Source organism: Paracoccus sp. KKT209, from assembly GCF_055635455.1.
Genome location: NZ_CM145758.1, coordinates 64,099 through 79,263, shown reverse-complemented (window position 1 = coordinate 79,263; position 15,165 = coordinate 64,099). Strand labels below are relative to the sequence as shown.

Annotated in this window: 16 protein-coding genes; 5 read left to right on the top strand and 11 right to left on the bottom strand. The window is 65.4% G+C overall.

Going from position 1 to position 15,165, the window contains the following annotated elements; all coding sequences use genetic code 11:
• Positions 1–44 precede the first annotated feature (44 nt).
• Positions 45–755 carry a 3'(2'),5'-bisphosphate nucleotidase CysQ gene (locus tag ACZ2G3_RS00385; protein WP_458478748.1) on the top strand — a complete coding sequence of 237 codons (711 nt, stop codon included), beginning with the start codon at positions 45–47 and terminating at the stop codon, positions 753–755.
• On the opposite strand, the gene ACZ2G3_RS00380 is transcribed toward ACZ2G3_RS00385, so the two are convergent.
• From ACZ2G3_RS00380 to ACZ2G3_RS00350, 7 genes are all read right to left on the bottom strand, one after another.
• On the bottom strand, positions 752–1,408 hold the full coding sequence (locus tag ACZ2G3_RS00380) for a PqiC family protein (protein ID WP_470397042.1): 657 nt from the start codon (positions 1,406–1,408) through the stop codon (positions 752–754). The two genes, ACZ2G3_RS00385 and ACZ2G3_RS00380, sit on opposite strands and share 4 nt — an antisense overlap.
• Positions 1,409–1,410: 2 nt before the next feature.
• The gene (locus ACZ2G3_RS00375; protein WP_470397041.1) at positions 1,411–3,465 is read right to left on the bottom strand and encodes a PqiB family protein; all 2,055 of its coding nucleotides are present in this window, start codon (positions 3,463–3,465) and stop codon (positions 1,411–1,413) included.
• Positions 3,466–3,503: 38 nt separating this feature from the next.
• Positions 3,504–4,163, bottom strand: coding sequence for a paraquat-inducible protein A (locus ACZ2G3_RS00370; RefSeq protein ID WP_470397040.1), 660 nt, complete (start codon positions 4,161–4,163; stop codon positions 3,504–3,506).
• Entirely contained in the window at positions 4,160–4,846 is a 687-nt protein-coding gene (locus ACZ2G3_RS00365) for a paraquat-inducible protein A (protein WP_470397039.1), read from the bottom strand. Before ACZ2G3_RS00365 ends, ACZ2G3_RS00370 begins: the two co-directional genes overlap by 4 nt.
• Before the next feature lie 78 nt (positions 4,847–4,924).
• Complete coding sequence (locus ACZ2G3_RS00360) at positions 4,925–6,709, bottom strand: histidine kinase dimerization/phosphoacceptor domain -containing protein (protein ID WP_470397038.1); 1,785 nt, start codon at positions 6,707–6,709, stop codon at positions 4,925–4,927.
• 7 nt (positions 6,710–6,716) lie between these two features.
• On the bottom strand, positions 6,717–7,283 hold the full coding sequence (locus tag ACZ2G3_RS00355) for an RNA polymerase sigma factor (RefSeq protein WP_111301306.1): 567 nt from the start codon (positions 7,281–7,283) through the stop codon (positions 6,717–6,719).
• Between the two features lie 55 nt (positions 7,284–7,338).
• A complete protein-coding gene (locus ACZ2G3_RS00350) occupies positions 7,339–7,449 on the bottom strand; it encodes a NepR family anti-sigma factor (RefSeq protein WP_419268595.1) in 111 nt (36 codons plus the stop codon).
• A 131-nt stretch (positions 7,450–7,580) separates the two neighbouring features.
• On the opposite strand from ACZ2G3_RS00350, the gene ACZ2G3_RS00345 reads away from it, so the two are divergent.
• Complete coding sequence (locus ACZ2G3_RS00345) at positions 7,581–8,384, top strand: response regulator (protein ID WP_419268593.1); 804 nt, start codon at positions 7,581–7,583, stop codon at positions 8,382–8,384.
• 46 nt (positions 8,385–8,430) lie between these two features.
• Here the strand turns inward: ACZ2G3_RS00345 and ACZ2G3_RS00340 are convergent, their stop codons facing one another.
• From ACZ2G3_RS00340 to ACZ2G3_RS00325, 4 genes are all read right to left on the bottom strand, one after another.
• On the bottom strand, positions 8,431–9,321 hold the full coding sequence (locus ACZ2G3_RS00340) for a YihY/virulence factor BrkB family protein (protein WP_419268592.1): 891 nt from the start codon (positions 9,319–9,321) through the stop codon (positions 8,431–8,433).
• Between the two features lie 61 nt (positions 9,322–9,382).
• Positions 9,383–10,093 carry a DNA polymerase III subunit epsilon gene (dnaQ, locus tag ACZ2G3_RS00335; RefSeq protein WP_470397037.1) on the bottom strand — a complete coding sequence of 237 codons (711 nt, stop codon included), beginning with the start codon at positions 10,091–10,093 and terminating at the stop codon, positions 9,383–9,385.
• Entirely contained in the window at positions 10,086–10,673 is a 588-nt protein-coding gene (gene coaE, locus ACZ2G3_RS00330) for a dephospho-CoA kinase (protein WP_470397036.1), read from the bottom strand. The genes dnaQ and coaE overlap by 8 nt, the downstream gene beginning before the upstream one ends.
• Positions 10,670–11,524 (bottom strand): shikimate dehydrogenase, encoded by an 855-nt coding sequence (locus ACZ2G3_RS00325; protein WP_470397035.1) that lies wholly within the window; start codon positions 11,522–11,524, stop codon positions 10,670–10,672. The genes coaE and ACZ2G3_RS00325 overlap by 4 nt, the downstream gene beginning before the upstream one ends.
• Before the next feature lie 508 nt (positions 11,525–12,032).
• Between ACZ2G3_RS00325 and ACZ2G3_RS00320 the strand changes: the two genes are divergently transcribed.
• The 3 genes from ACZ2G3_RS00320 to mnmE all read left to right on the top strand — a co-directional run bounded on the left by ACZ2G3_RS00320 (position 12,033) and on the right by mnmE (position 15,154).
• Entirely contained in the window at positions 12,033–12,479 is a 447-nt protein-coding gene (locus ACZ2G3_RS00320; protein ID WP_470397034.1) for a CopD family protein, read from the top strand.
• A gap of 127 nt (positions 12,480–12,606) precedes the next feature.
• Positions 12,607–13,878, top strand: a complete 1,272-nt coding sequence (gene rho, locus ACZ2G3_RS00315; protein ID WP_419268587.1) for a transcription termination factor Rho — start codon at positions 12,607–12,609, stop codon at positions 13,876–13,878.
• Positions 13,879–13,888: 10 nt separating this feature from the next.
• Positions 13,889–15,154 (top strand): tRNA uridine-5-carboxymethylaminomethyl(34) synthesis GTPase MnmE, encoded by a 1,266-nt coding sequence (gene mnmE, locus ACZ2G3_RS00310; protein WP_470397033.1) that lies wholly within the window; start codon positions 13,889–13,891, stop codon positions 15,152–15,154.
• Positions 15,155–15,165: the final 11 nt, after the last annotated feature.

Genomic DNA, 15,165 nt, shown 5'->3' with positions numbered 1-15,165 from the left:
TGCACCTGCTGGCCGAGGCCGCCGCCGAGGCGGGGCGGATCGCGATGCGCTTCTGGCGCCGGGACCCGGTCACCTGGGACAAGGACGACGGCGCCGGTCCGGTGACCGAGGCCGACCTGGCCGTCAACGACGCGCTGCAGGCCCGGCTGATGGGCGCCCGGCCCGATTACGGCTGGCTGTCCGAGGAAAGCGAGGCGGACCCCTCCCGGCAGGACGCCCGGCGGTGCTTCATCATCGATCCGATCGACGGCACCCGCGCCTTCATCGACGGGCAGGACGGTTTCTCGCATTCGCTGGCCGTGGCCGAGGGAGAGCGGATCATCGCGGCGGTGGTTCACCTGCCGGTGCTGGACCTGACCTATACCGCCTTTGCAGAAGGCCCGGCGCTGCTGAACGGCCGGCCCATCGCGCCGACCGACCGCGATATCGCGGGCGCCCGGGTGCTGACTTATAGGGCCGTCTCCGAGCTGCATCACTGGCGCGGGCCGGCGCCCGCCTTTCGGCGCGAGTTCCGGTCGTCGCTGGCGTGGCGGCTGTGTCTGGCCGCCGAAGGGCGGTTCGACGCGGCGCTGTCGCTGCGGGCGGCCTGGGAATGGGACATCGCGGCGGGCAGCCTGATTGCCGAACGCGCCGGCGCCCAGGTCAGCGACCGCCGGGGCCACCCAATGCGCTTCAACAGCACGCGGGCGCAGGTGGACGGGCTGGTCGTCGCCGGCCCGCGCCTGCACCGGCAGATGCTGGACGCCCTGGCCTAGAACAGCGGCGGCAGATCGAACGGGTCGGCGGCGGCAGGCTGGCGCGTGGCGATGGTCGCGCCGGGCCCCGACAGCGTCGCGATCTGCTGAGCCAGCAGCGATATCGCCTGGCCCGCCGCCTCCGCCGTCGCGGCGGGGGTCTGCGCTGCCATCGGGACCGAAATGTCAAAGCTGCGGGCATGGTTGGTGCCGCTGCCCGAGAGGCCGTCATCGGCCACGAAATACCGCCCGCTGAGCCGATAGACATTGTTGGTCTGGGCCAAGGCACGCTCGACCCGCACCTCCAGCACGCGGGCCGGGGGTTCGGCCAGGGGCCAGGGCTCGCCGATGACGGTGGCGCCCGAAACTTCGCTGATCGCCCGCGCGAGGGCGATGGTGAAGGCGCGCGAAGGGGTATCGGCCCAGAGGTTGTCGGGGTTCGACCGGACCGCACCGTCATCGGTCTGGAAGGCCACCTCCTGGTCCGAGGCGTAATCGGGCAGCGACACGTCCTTCAGTTCCGCCGTGCCGAGGCGGTTGGCGACGCTGATCCCGGCCGTCGGCGGGTCGATCAGGTAGCGGCCGGTGTCTTCCGGATTCGAGCAGGCGCCCAGCAGGGTGGACCCCAGCAGGGCGATCAGCGGCAGGCAAAGCGGGGCAGCGGGCAGCGTCATGTCTATCGTCCCAGAATAAAGGCGCGGGGGTTGCGCTCGATCAGCCGCGCGACCGAGCCGATGGAGGCGGTGGCCCGGCGCAGTTCGCGCAGCGCGCCAAGCAGTTCATTGTTGAAGGCAGACCGATCGCCATAGCTGGCGAACAAGGTCTCGGCCCGCCCGGCGGTCGCCTGCAGGCGCTGGATCAGCTGCGGCAGCTGCTGGACCGAGGTCGCGATCTGGTCGGCAGCCGTGCTGGCGGAGTCCAATGCGCTGTTCAGGCTGCCGACGGCGTTGCCGTCACGCAGGTCGTTCAGCAGGCCGGCCGCGGCCTCCAGCACGTTCGACAGGTTCCGGGGCAGCTGTTCGGCATCCTCGCTGCCTAGCATGGAGCGCAGGTCGGCCAAGATGCCTTCGGCCTGGGCGCTGATCTCGGCAAAGGCGAATTCCTCGACGGCGGCGGCGGCGGCGTCGATCTGGTCCACCATGCCGGGCACGTCGGTCGCGGCCTCGGTGACGGCGGTGAAGGCAGCCGAGGCTTCGTCCAGCATCCGCGCAAAAGTCTGGCCGCTGTCGGCCGCGCGCAGGTCGCCGGTGATGCCGCTGATGTCGGCAAGGGCGCTGCCGCCCTCCTCGATCGCCTGACGCAGGGCGCCGGGGATGGCCCGCGTGTCCTGCGCGCTGGCAAGGGCCGTGATGCTGTCCAGCGTGTCGCGGGCGGCGTTCAGGACCTCTTCGATGGGCAGGTTGCCGATCCGCTCGACCAGCCCCTGGGCGCTGGCGGTGAAATCGTCCAGGTCCCCCTCGACCGAGGGGATCAGCGGGTTCGGTCCGGTTTCCATGTCGATCAGGTCCGGTTCCGCGCCGGGAATCTGGACCAGTTCGACCATCAGCGACGTGCCCAGGAAACCCGCGCTGGCCACGCGGGCCCGCAGGCCCGCAGCCACCTCCTCGGTCAGCAGGGCCAAGGCGTCTTCGGCGGTGGCATCGTCCGGCAGTCCGATCCGACGCGGCGAAATGGCCATGGTCACAAGCTGCCGGACCACGGGCGCGCCCTGCGCGTCGTCGTTTTCGACCGTCACTGCCAAATCGACCACCTGACCGACCCGCAGCCCCTGGAACTGCACGTCCGCCCCGCGCGACAGGCCCTGCAACGAATCGTCGATCAGCATGCCCACGCGCAGCCGCTCGGCATCATCGCTGGCAAAAAGGGTGCTGCGGGCGGCGCCTTCGTCCGGCAGGACGGTATATTCATGCCCCGGCTCGACCGGGTTGCCGCCGCTGACGATGGTGTCGAAGGCGACGCCCCCTTGGAGCACCGACGAGAGCGAGTTCACGTTGAACGAGACCCCCTGCGCGCCAAGCGACAGCGAAAAGCCGGACGTGTCCCAAAAGACGCTGGCCGTGGTCAGGCGGCCGTCATGGGGCGCCTCGATGAAGGCGTCGGCCAGGACCTGGTCGTCGCCCGGTGCCAGGTGGATGTTCTCGACCCGGCCCACCTCCACGCCCCGGAACAGGACTGGCGCCCCTTCGCTCAAACCGTCGGCGCTTTCCATCGACAGCGTCACCCAGGTGCCCGGCTGGTCGCTGCGGATCAGCGGCGGGCGGTCCAGCCCCACGAAGCGCGTCGCATCCCCGGCGATCTCGGCATCCCAGTAGCCCTCGATGAAGGCGCCCGTCAGGACCGTGTCGAGGCGTGTCACGCCCTGCGCCGTCACCTGCGGCCGCACGATCCAGAACGAGGCCTCTTCGTCGATATATTGCGCGACATCGGCATCGACGCGGATCGAGACGACCACGCGCGACAGATCCTCGGTGAACTTGACGCCCTCGACCCGGCCCACGGTGATCTCTCGAAAGCGCAGGGTGGTGTCGCCCGGGGTGATGCCCGTGGCATCCGCGAATTCGACCTCGATCAGGCTGCCCCGGTCGCGGAAGGAATTCCAGGCGATGGCAAGCGTCACCACAAGCGCCACGATGGGCACGATCCAGATGACATTGACCCCCGCCTGCGCGGCGCGCGCAGCGGTCTTGCGCACCGGGCTGGCCGGTTTCAGGGGCGGGGGGCTGTCGGTCATCGCGTCGTGGTCCTTGGCGGTCGTGGGAGTGTCCGGTGTCAGTCGCTCTTGCTGCGCAGGGGAAGCCCTCGCCAGATCAGACGTGCATCAAAGCTTTGCGCGGAAAGCATCGTGAAGGCAACCGAGACCGCGAAAGAGACCGCAGCAGGGCCGGGATGGATCGAGGCCACGAAGCCCAATTGCACCAGTGCCGACAGGATGGCGACCACGAAGACGTCGATCATTGACCAGCGGCCGATGAATTCGACCACTTCATAGACCTTCAGCCGGGTATGCGCCTGGTCGACCGTGGCAGGGCGCCCGGCGACGATGGCCAGCCAGGCGATGGCGATGAACTTGCCAACCGGAACGATGATCGAAGCCACGAAGACGATGATCGCGATGTCGTAGCTGCCGTGGTGGATCAACTCGATCACCCCGCCGACGATCGTCGCCTCGGAGTTGCCGGCCAGTCCCGCAAAGGTCTGGGTGCGCATCATCGGAAAGAGGTTGGCGGGGATATAGGCGATCAGGCCGGCCAGCCACCAGGCCCAGACCGCCTGCAGCCCGCGCCGGTCGGGCGGTTTCAGATGGGCGCCGCAGCGGTTGCACCGCCGGTGTTCCGCAGGCCAGACCCGGCCGCAGCTGTGACAGCCGATCAGCCCGGCGCGGTGGGCGGTCATGACCGGGCCCGCGTGATCGGGGTCCAGGACGCTCATGCGCCGGCCCCCCGGCGGGAGGCGGCGTCGAAGTCTGTCCTGAGCCCCGCATCCTCGATCGCGTCCCAGATCGAGGTCTGGCACATGAAGGCGCGCGACGCGAGATTGACGAAGATCAGGGCGCAGAAGGCCCAGAAGGCGGGCCCCAGATGGACCGTGGCCAGGCCCGCGACCTTGACCAGGGCGACGGCCGTGCCGATCACGAAGATCTCGGCCATGGACCAGGGGCGCATGATCTCGGACCAGCGGAAGGCGCGGGCGGCATGACGGAACGGGGGACGCCCCTGCGCCAGCGGGGCCAGGGTGTAAACCAGCAGGAAGGCCCGCGCGATGGGCAGGCCGATGATCATCGCCAGCACGGCCAGCACCAGGGGCAGCAGCACCCCTTCGGCAAAAGCCAGCGCCACGTCAAAAAGCGAGCTGGCATTGCCGAAGCCCATGGTCGAAACTTCCAGGAAGGGAAAGAAGACCGCCCCCACCAGCAGCACCATGGAGGTGAAGGAGAGGGCGATCAGCTGCGCAAAGGCTCCTTCGCGGGGCTTGGCCAGCACCGAGCCGCAGCGGATGCAGCGCGCGGTTTCGCCCGGATCCATCTCTTCCTCGACATGCAGCGCGTCGCAGCGGGGGCAAGCGATCAAGCCCTGCCCGGTGGCCAGATCATAGTCCTGTTCGCGGTCATCCATGTCGGAAAGATAGACCAGCGGGGCCGTGGCGCAAGCGCAGGTGGTGCAGCGGCATGAAGATTTGCCCGTGACGCGACGCTAATGCCGCGATCCGGCCCGCGCGGCCGAGGTCAGGACCACCTGGCGGGGGCTGTTTCCGGCGTTGTGGCTGCTGTGCGTCAGCTTGAAGGACAGCGAGAGAAGATAGGAGCCGTCCTCGTAGCGGGTGCTGGTTTCGCCTTCCAGCTGCATCGAGAAGGCCTCGATCAGCTGGCTGCCGAGGCCGGTTCCGCCGCGTTGCGGCTGCTCGCCGGTGGAGTTCTCGATCTCCAGAAGGCCCCGGCCGGGCTCGGGCGAGGTCAGCGACACGCGGACCCAAGGGGCACTGCCCGGCGCGCTGCCCGCGTATTTCAGAGCATTGGTGAAGGCCTCGGTCGCCAGCAGGGTCAGCGGCACGGCCTGGTCGGGTAGCATGGTCAACGGCTGGATGTTCAGGTCCACCTGAAGATCGCGGCCCGCCCCATGCGAGACATTCGTCAGCTGCGAGATGATGTCCGAGATCAACTGATCCGCCTCGACCGCGTCCAGCTGTTCGGCCTGGTAGAGGTTGCGATAGATCGTGGCCAGGGCCGCGACGCGATCCTGCACCGACCGCAGCACGCGCTTGGCATCGTCGTGCTGGATCAGCCGGCTCTGCATGTTGATGATCGAGGCGATCAGCTGAAGGTTGTTCTTGACCCGGTGATGGACCTCTTTCAGCAGGACCGTCTTTTCGGCCACGGCCTGTTCCATCGCCTCCTCGTCGCGGATGAGGATGCGGGCCATGTTATGGAAGGTCTGGCTGACATCCATGATCTCGGTCGGGGCGCCTTCCAGGACGGGGGGCGCGGTCTCGCGGTTGCCGATGGCAAAGCGGCGCATCTGCCCGCGAAGAACGGTGATGTGGCGCAGCACCAGCCGGAACACGGCGAAATAAGCCACCGCCAGCGACACCACCCACAGCGCCGTCGGCAGCAGCACGGCACCGAAGCGGGTCAGCTGGAAGACGCCGATGCCGGCGATGCGCGGGCTCCAGCTGCCCAGGGCATAGACCAGGCCGGGAACGACCGGCACCACCGTGAAGACGCGCGTCTCGCCGTTGTTGGCCTCTGCGCGGAAATTGGTCTCGCCCCGGCCCAGGAGGCTGACGAGGCTGATACCCTTGGGCAGCAGCTGCTGGGAGTCGTCCGTGCCGCCGTCGGCATTGAGGATATCGCCGAGATTGTTGAAGGTCAGGATCCGCGCGCCCTCGGTGCCGAAATCCATGGCATGGGTCGAACGCAGCAGCTCCTGCGTCAGGGACAGGGCGGTGAAGCCCAGGAGTTCGCGGTTCTGGTAGAGGGGCTGCATCACGATCACGATCGGCTCGGCGCTGACGGGACCCGTGCTGAGTGCAGTGACGGTGGTCATCGGGGCCTGCAGGAAATCCTGCACGAAGTCCGCCCCCGACAGGTCCAGGGGCAGCATCTCGCGTGGGGCCGAGGTGCATTCGACCACGCCGTGCAGCGGCACGAAGGCGGCATGGCGATAGGTCCCGCTGCGCTGGACGAAATTGCTGAGAAGCTCGGCGCACAGCTCCGGCCGGTCCAGGCTTTCCAGAACGGCGGGGCCGAGCGCGTCGGCCGATCCAAGCGCACTTTGCAGCAGCGCCCGTTCGCCCGCGGCCGCCGACGCGGTCCGCCCCAGAAGGGCGATTTCGGCGCTGCGTTCCGCCTCGCGCGAAAGGTGCAGGTTCTGGACCAGCGAGATCAGGCCGATGGGCAGGATCGCGACCGACAACAAGGCGCCGAGGCGAAAGCCAAGGCGCCGGGTGAAGTCCAGCCGGTCGGCGATCCGCCTCAACATCCCCGCCTCAGCGAGAACTGGAGTTGTTCTGCGCCATTACCGCAAGGGTGGCCTGATCGGTCATGTTCAGCTCTTCCCCCTGTTCAAGATGCAGCAACTCGGCCAGTTTGCGGCGCCCGCGATTGGCCCGCGACTTGACCGTGCCCACCGCGACACCGGTCATGTCGGCGGCTTCCTCGTAGGAAAATCCCGACGCACCGACGAGAATCAGCGCCTCGCGCTGTTCGTCGGGCAGCTTTTCGAAGGCGGTGCGGAAATCCTTCAGCGCCAGGCGACCGTCATGGTCGGGACGCGTGGCCTGGCGGGCGGCGTGGATGCCGTCGCTGTCGCTGACCTCACGCTTGGTCTTGCGCCGCGCGGAATAGAAGGTGTTTCGAAGGATGGTGAATAGCCAGGCGCGCAGGTTGGTGCCCGCCTGGAACTTGTCCATGTTCGTCCAGGCCTTGACGATGGTGTCCTGCACCAGATCGTCGGCCGAGGCACCTTCACGGGTCAACGAAAGTGCAAAAGCCCGCAAGGCGGGCAGGTGATCCACCAGCTGGTCGCGAGGGTGGGGCGTTGCTGATTGGGTCATACGAGCTCGTTACCGTGGCACAAGGAGAAGCTGGAATTGCAAGGTCGGGAGAGGATCATCCCTGGTCCTGCAGCTTCTTGAGCAGTTCGAGAAACCGGTCGGGGATCTCGTCAGTGGCGTCTTGTTCGTAAACCCTCTTGAGGTTCTCATCGATTTGCTTTTCCACTGCCGCTCTCCGACGGTCGTCTCGTTTGGGTGTCATATTCGTGTTAGTCCCGACATTCTTGTGCGCACTGGATGCAACCGATAGGGGGTCAAGATGGTTCCTTGCAATATGCGAATTAAGAGGACTGCGTGATGACAGCTGCCGACCTGGCCCAATCCATCGGGCGCGAACTTCCGTTCCTGCGCCGCTACGCCCGCGCCCTGACAGGCAGCCAAAGCGCCGGCGACAACTATGCCGCCGCGACGCTGGAGGCGATCCTGACGGACCGGTCCGTGCTGGATGGCGAGGATGACCTGCGCATTGCGCTGTTCAAGACCTTCCACGTGATCTGGCAGAGCTCAGGCCAGCCGGTGGCCGATGCCGACATGAGCACGCGCGAAAAGCGGGCCCAGGACCACCTGCGCGGGCTGACGCCCAACTCCCGCGAGGCGCTGCTGCTGCGCACGATCGAGGAGCTGCGTACCGACCAGATCGCCCGCGTCATGCAGGTGGAGCCTTCGGAAGCCGAGGAGCTGGTGCAGATCGCCCTGAACGAGATGGGCAGCTCGCTGCGCGGCAAGGTCATGGTGATCGAGGACGAGATGATCATCGCCATGGACATCAAGGGGATCGTCCAGGCCATGGGCCACGAGGTTACGGGCGTCGCCCGCACCCATACGGCGGCCATCGAACTGGCCGGCAAGCATCGCCCGGACCTGATCCTGGCGGATATCCAGCTGGCCGACGGGTCGTCCGGCGTGGATGCGGTCAACGAGCTGCTGTCCAGCATGGGAGACATCCCGGTGATCTTCATCACCGCCTTTCCCGAGCGGCTGCTGACCGGTGACCGCCCGGAACCAGCCTTCCTGATCTCGAAACCCTACAGCGAGGAGCAGGTTCGTTCGGCCGTCAGCCAGGCGATGTTCTTTGCCTCGACCGAGGGTCTGGAGGTCTGAGGACCTTCTGGCGGAATTGCGAAGGGCGCCCCTTGGGGCGCCCTTTTCATTTGCGCTTCTCGGCCAGCAGCTCGTTGAAGCCCCGGCGGGCCTCGCGCGCGGCCTGCAGGCGGCGGCGACGTGCCAGTTCCACATTGATCAGCGCACCCACCAGCACCGAAAATCCCGCCAGATAGAACCACATCAGCAGCGCGATCACCGTCCCGATCGAGCCGTAGATGCGGTTGTAGCTGTTGAAGCTGCTGAGATAGGCCGAAAAGGCGATTGACCCCGCCGACCACAGCACGGCCGCGAACAGCGCGCCCCAGGTGAAGATCGGCGTCCTGGGCGTTTTCACGTTGGGACCATAGCGGTAGAGGATGCCGATGGTCAGGATGACCAGCAGGAACATCCCGGCCCAGGGCAGGGCGGTGACCAGCCAGGATCTGACAGGCGCAAAGACGAAGAAGTTCAGCACCAGCGGCACGAACACGATCGTGGCCAGCCCGGCCAACGAGATGCCGACAATCACCAGCGTCAACGCATAGGCGAGAACAAAGCCGAAGATCGTCGAATGCGCGCGCACGCCATAGGCGGCGTTCAGCCCCCGGATCAGCGCATCCACCCCAGCCCGCGCCGCGATCGTGGCGATGAGAAAGGACAGGAACGAGGTCCAGCCCATCGAGGTCTGCCCGTTCGAGGTCAGCGCGGTCACTTGGTCGTCCACGATCTCGGACGCGCCGCTGGGCAGGAATTCATGCGCGACATCCAGATAGGTCATGACGACCAGCGGATCGAACCACAGGCTCCAGAGGGCGATGATCGCGGCCAGGCCCGGAAAGACGGCGAACATGGCATAGAAGGCCACCCCCGCCGCGATCAGGGTCATGTGCGTCTTGTCCATCCGTTCAAAGATGGAGGCCCAGAACGAGCCGATCTCGCGCATCCAGTCCAGCATCCGGCCCCGCTTCACGTTTGCATCAGCATGGGGTGCGGCAGCCGGGCGTGCAAGGCTGCCGTCAGGTCGTGGCGAAGCGCGCCCAGACCGCCTCTTCGCCCAGCTTGGCGACAAAGGCGGCATGCGCCTCGGCTTCGGCGGCGGTCAGGCGGGGCGGCAGGGGCCGCGGGCGGGGCAGGCGCGGACGGGAGGGGCCTTCGCTGCCCAGGCCCGCGCCGGCGGCCGCGGTGCCAGGCTGGTCCAGCACCAGGTCGGGCTGGCGGCCGCCGATCAGTTCCAGATAGACCTCCGCCAGCAATTCGCTGTCCAGAAGCGCGCCGTGCAGGTCGCGCCCCGAATTGTCGACGCCGAAGCGACGGCAGAGCGCGTCCAGCGTGGCCGGAGAGCCGGGAAACTTTTCCCGCGCCAGCATCAGGGTGTCCAGCGCCCGCGACCAGGGCAGGACGGGATGCCCGGCCCGCCTCAGCTCGGCGTTCAGGAATTTCATGTCGAAGGCGGCGTTGTGGATCACCAGTCTGGCGTCGTCGCTGATGAAGTCGATGAATCCTGCGGCGATTTCCGCAAATTTCGGCTTGTCGCGGAGGAAGTCGTCGCCCAGGCCGTGGACGTCGAAGGCCTCCTTGGGCATCGACCGTTCCGGGTTGATGTAGACGTGGAAGGTCCGCCCCGTCGGAAGGTGGTTGATCAGTTCCAGTGCGCCGATCTCGACGATGCGGTCGGCACCCTCCGCATCGAAGCCGGTGGTTTCCGTGTCCAGAACGATCTCACGCATGGGAAGTGACCTCCTTGACGATGCGGGCAACGGCCGCACGGGCCGCGTCGGGGGTATCGGTGGGGATGATCCAATCCGCCCGCGCCCGCTTTTGATCGTCCGGCATCTGGCGTGCAAGGATCAATTCCAGCATTTCGGCCGTCATGCCCGGCCGCGCCAGGACCCGCGCATTCTGCGTCTGTGCATCGGTCGAGACGACAGCCACGCCGTCCAGCTGCGGCGGCGACCTGCCTTCGAACAGCAGGGGGATGTCCAGCACGACCAGCGGCGCGCCGGAATGTCGCGCGATGAACTGCTGCCGATCCTGCGCCACGAGGGGATGAACCAGCGCCTCCAGCCGGGTCAGGGCACCCGGATCGGCGGCCAGCGCATGTTTCAGCGCCCCGCGGTCGATGCCGCCGTCGCGCAGTGCTGCGGGAAACGCCGCCGCCACCGGACCGACCGCAGCCCCGCCGGGCGCATAAAGGCGATGAACCGCGTCGTCGGCATCCCAGACCGGGTGGCCCAGATCCTGGAACATCTGCGCCGTTGTCGATTTTCCCATTCCGATGCTGCCGGTCAGGCCAAGCAGAAAGCTCATCCCAAGGCGACCCGGCGCGCCTCGTCATCGACATCGGGACGGTGGCCGAACCAGCGCTCGAACCCCGGTGCGGCCTGGTGAAGCAGCATCCCCAGCCCGTCCACGACCTGGCAGCCCCGTGCCTGCGCCTCGGCCAGGAAGGGCGTCAGCAGCGGTGTGTAGACAAGATCCGTGACCAGCGCCGCGGGCGACAGCGCATCCAGGGGCACCCGCAGCGGCTGCTTGCCCTCCATCCCCAGGGAGGTGGCATTGACCACGGTCGTCGCGCCTTCCAGCATGTTGCCAACCTGGGCCCAGTCATAGACGACCAGCCGGGCCCCGAATTCCGCCTTGATCTGCTCGGCCCGCAGGCGGGTGCGATTGGTGATCCTCAGTTCCGGGACGCCGCTGTCCAGCAGCGACGCCACCACCGCGCGTGCCGCCCCGCCGGCCCCGATGACCGCTGCCGGGCCCAGATCCGGCTGCCAATCCGGCGCGTTCTGGCGCAGGTTCGCGATGAAGCCGTATCCATCCGTGTTGTCGGCGTGGATCTTGCCGTCGGGTCGAAAGATCAGCGTATTGGCGGCCCCGATCAGTGCCGCGCGGTCGGTCACCGTGTCGGCCAGGGTCAGCACGGCTTCCTTGTGCGGGATCGTGACATTCGCCCCGACAAAGCCCGCGCGCGGCAGGATGCGAAGCACCTCGGCCAGATGCTCGGGCATGACGGGGATCGGGATGTAATGTCCCGCAAGGCCATAGCGCCCGAGCCAATGCGCATGAAGCCGGGGCGAGCGCGAATGCGCGATGGGCATGCCGATGACCCCGGCTAGGGGGGCGTGGCTGATCTGACTGGCAGGAAAATCCTCGGTCATCTTCGCTTTGTCATGTGCCCCGGGGTCAAGGCCCCGTCCGCCGCCCAGACTAGGCGGCATGTTCCTGAGAAAAAAGACCTAACCGCGATTTTTGCTTCAGCTTTGAGGGTCTGGTGGCATGGAGGACCGTTCTGTGGACAGTTCCATGGAGGAATCGGGCCGGCGGCTGGTGGCAAGTCCGTCAAGGCCTTTCAGGGACTGAATCTCGCCTTGAACAAAAGAGGAACGGGAACCTGTTCTCCACAAGTGGACAAGATGAAACCTGCAGCCACCCCTATTGTGGACAAGTTTGGGGCAGGATCATTATCCGCAAGATTATCCACACAGGAGGTATTTGTTTACAAATAATTTTCCGCCTGCGCGGCCGTTTGACCACAAGGTTGTCCACAGGCACTGATTCTGAGGAAATCGCGGTGAACAACGCGATGATCCCGCTATCCACAGCCCCTACTTCAACAACATTTCCTTCTTTATCCTTTTTATTTAAGTGAAGGAGAGTGAGGTTCCGATGATCGACTGGCTGCCCGTGATCTATCCCTACGTGAAGGCGTTTCACGTCATGGCAGTCATCTCCTGGATGGCTGGCCTGTTCTATCTGCCCAGGCTGTTCGTCTATCACGCCGAACGGCGTGGTGACCTGGCCGAGCCGGTCGGCAGCTTTGTCATCATGGAGGACAAGCTTCTGCGCCTGATCATGAACCCGGCGATGATCGCCACCTGGATCAGCGGCCTGACGCTGGTGATGACGCCGGGAATCGTCAGTTGGACGATGATCTGGCCCTGGGTGAAGGCGGCGGCGGTTCTGGGCATGACCTGGTTTCACATGTGGTGCGCACGGGAGCGCCGGAATCTCGCGGCCGAAAGGCCGCAGACCGGACGGACCTACAGGCTGATGAACGAGATTCCGACGCTGCTGATGATCGCCATCGTCAGCGCCGTCATCGTCAAGTTCTGATCGAAAAGATTGACTCGTGGCGGGCGGGGGCTTATCTGCGCCGCAACCCCGGCCGTCCGGTGCGGGATTCTCCGAACACATTCCCTGTGCCGCCCCATGAGTGGCGCGGCCGAAAGTTTGCGCCAATATGACCGAAGAACGCCTCAACCTGTCCGAGCTGAAGGCCAAGAGCCCCGCTGATCTGCTGTCCATGGCGGAAGAATGGGAGATCGAGAACGCCTCGACCATGCGCAAGGGCGAGATGATGTTCTCGATCCTCAAGGAGCATGCCGAGGAAGGCTGGGACATCGGCGGCGAAGGCGTGCTGGAGGTTGTCCAGGACGGGTTCGGCTTCCTGCGCTCGACCGAAGCCAACTATCTGCCTGGTCCGGACGACATCTATGTCAGCCCGGACATGATCCGGCAGCATTCGCTGCGCACGGGTGATTCCGTGGAAGGTGTGATCCGTGCGCCGGGCGAGAACGAACGATATTTCGCGCTGACCAAGGTCGAGCGGATCAATTTCGAGGATCCCGAAAAGGCGCGCCACAAGGTGGCCTTCGACAACCTGACGCCGCTTTATCCAGACGAGCGGCTGAAGATGGAGATCGAGGATCCGACCCTGAAGGATCGCAGCGCCCGGATCATCGACCTGGTGTCGCCGATCGGCAAGGGCCAGCGTTCGCTGATCGTGGCCCCGCCGCGGACCGGCAAGACCGTGCTACTTCAGAATATCGCGCATTCGATCGAGAAAAATCATCCGGAATGCTATCTGATCGTGTTGCTGATCGACGAGCGGCCCGAAGAAGTCACCGACATGCAGCGCAGCGTGCGGGGCGAAGTTGTTTCGTCGACCTTCGATGAACCGGCCAGCCGTCATGTGGCCGTGTCCGAAATGGTCATCGAGAAGGCCAAGCGCCTGGTCGAGCATAAACGAGATGTGGTGATCCTTCTTGATTCGATCACCAGACTTGGTCGTGCCTTCAACACTGTGGTGCCCAGCTCGGGCAAGGTGCTGACAGGTGGTGTCGATGCCAATGCGTTGCAGCGGCCCAAGCGTTTCTTCGGCGCTGCCCGCAATATCGAAGAGGGCGGTAGCCTGACCATCATTGCGACTGCGCTGATCGACACTGGATCGCGCATGGACGAGGTCATCTTCGAGGAATTCAAGGGCACCGGCAACAGCGAGATCGTGCTGGACCGCAAGGTGGCCGACAAGCGCGTCTTCCCGGCCATGGACATCCTGAAGTCCGGCACACGGAAAGAGGAATTGCTGGTGGACAGCAAGGACCTGCAAAAGACCTATTTGCTGCGCCGGATCCTCAATCCCATGGGAACGACCGATGCGGTCGAGTTCCTCATTTCGAAGTTGAAGCAGACCAAGAGCAATGCCGAGTTCTTCGACTCGATGAACGCCTGACGAGGCAGCGATGGACCTTATCTTTGCAGAGGCCACCCCGCCCGGGCGGGGGGGCGTTTCCGTCATCCGGCTGAGTGGCGATGGAGCCCGGGCAGCGGCGGAGAGCTTGGTCGGGCCAATGCCGCAGGCGCGCCGCAGTTATTTTCGGGATCTGACCGAAGGCGGCGAACCTGTTGATCAGGTGCTGGCCCTGTGGTTCGCGGCCGGTGCAAGTTTCACGGGTGAAGAAGTTGCCGAACTGCATCTGCACGGCGCACCGGTTGTGGCGCGGCGCGTGGCCGTTGCGTTGCAGAACCTGGGCGCACGGGTGGCCGATGCCGGGGAATTCACGCGTCGTGCTTTCCTGAACGGCCGTATGGATCTGGCGGAAATCGAAGGCTTGGGCGATCTTCTGGCAGCCGAGACCGAGTCGCAGCGAAAACTCGCACTGCGTGCCGCAGGCGGTGAGATGGCGCGGCGTGCCGAGGCGTGGCGCGACCTGCTGATCGAAGCCGGTGCCTTGGTGGAAGTCAGTGTCGACTTTGCCGATGAAGATGTTCCCGATGAGGTGCCGCCGCGCGTCTTCGACATCGTTACCGATCTTGTTCAGCAGATTCAGCGGGAGCTGGACGGGTTCGGCGCGGCAGAACGCGTCCGCCAGGGTTTCGAGGTGGCCATCATCGGTCCGCCGAACGCCGGAAAATCGAGCCTGATGAACAGGTTGGCTCGAAGAGACGTGGCTATCGTCTCGGAAGTTGCCGGTACGACCCGGGACGTCATCGAAGTCAGGATGGATTTGCAGGGCTTGGCGGTCACACTTCTTGACACTGCCGGAATTCGCGAAGCTGGGGATGTGGTGGAAGCGGTAGGGATCGCACGCGCGCGTGGCCGGGCAGAGGCGGCGGATCTGCGCATTCACCTTTCTCCGACCGCAGAACCGGTTGACTGCATGTGGCAGGATGAGGATCTTCTGGTGCAGAGTAAAGCGGATCTGGCTGCACCATGCCAAGAACTGGCGATCTCGGCTGTCTCCGGGAAAGGTTTGGACCAGCTCATGCAGGCGGTTCTCGAGATCCTGTCCAAAAGGTCCAGTAATGCGGGGTTGATCAGCCACGAACGGCAGAATGCTGAACTGCGTGATGCCAAGTCGGCATTGGACGAAGTTTATGATGCGCCTGTTGAACTGATTGCCGAGTCTTTACGCCGGGCCAACGCGGCTCTGGATCGACTTCTTGGCCGAATCGATGCAGAAGACTACCTCGACCGAATCTTTTCCTCCTTCTGTATCGGCAAATAGGAGTGCTTCAC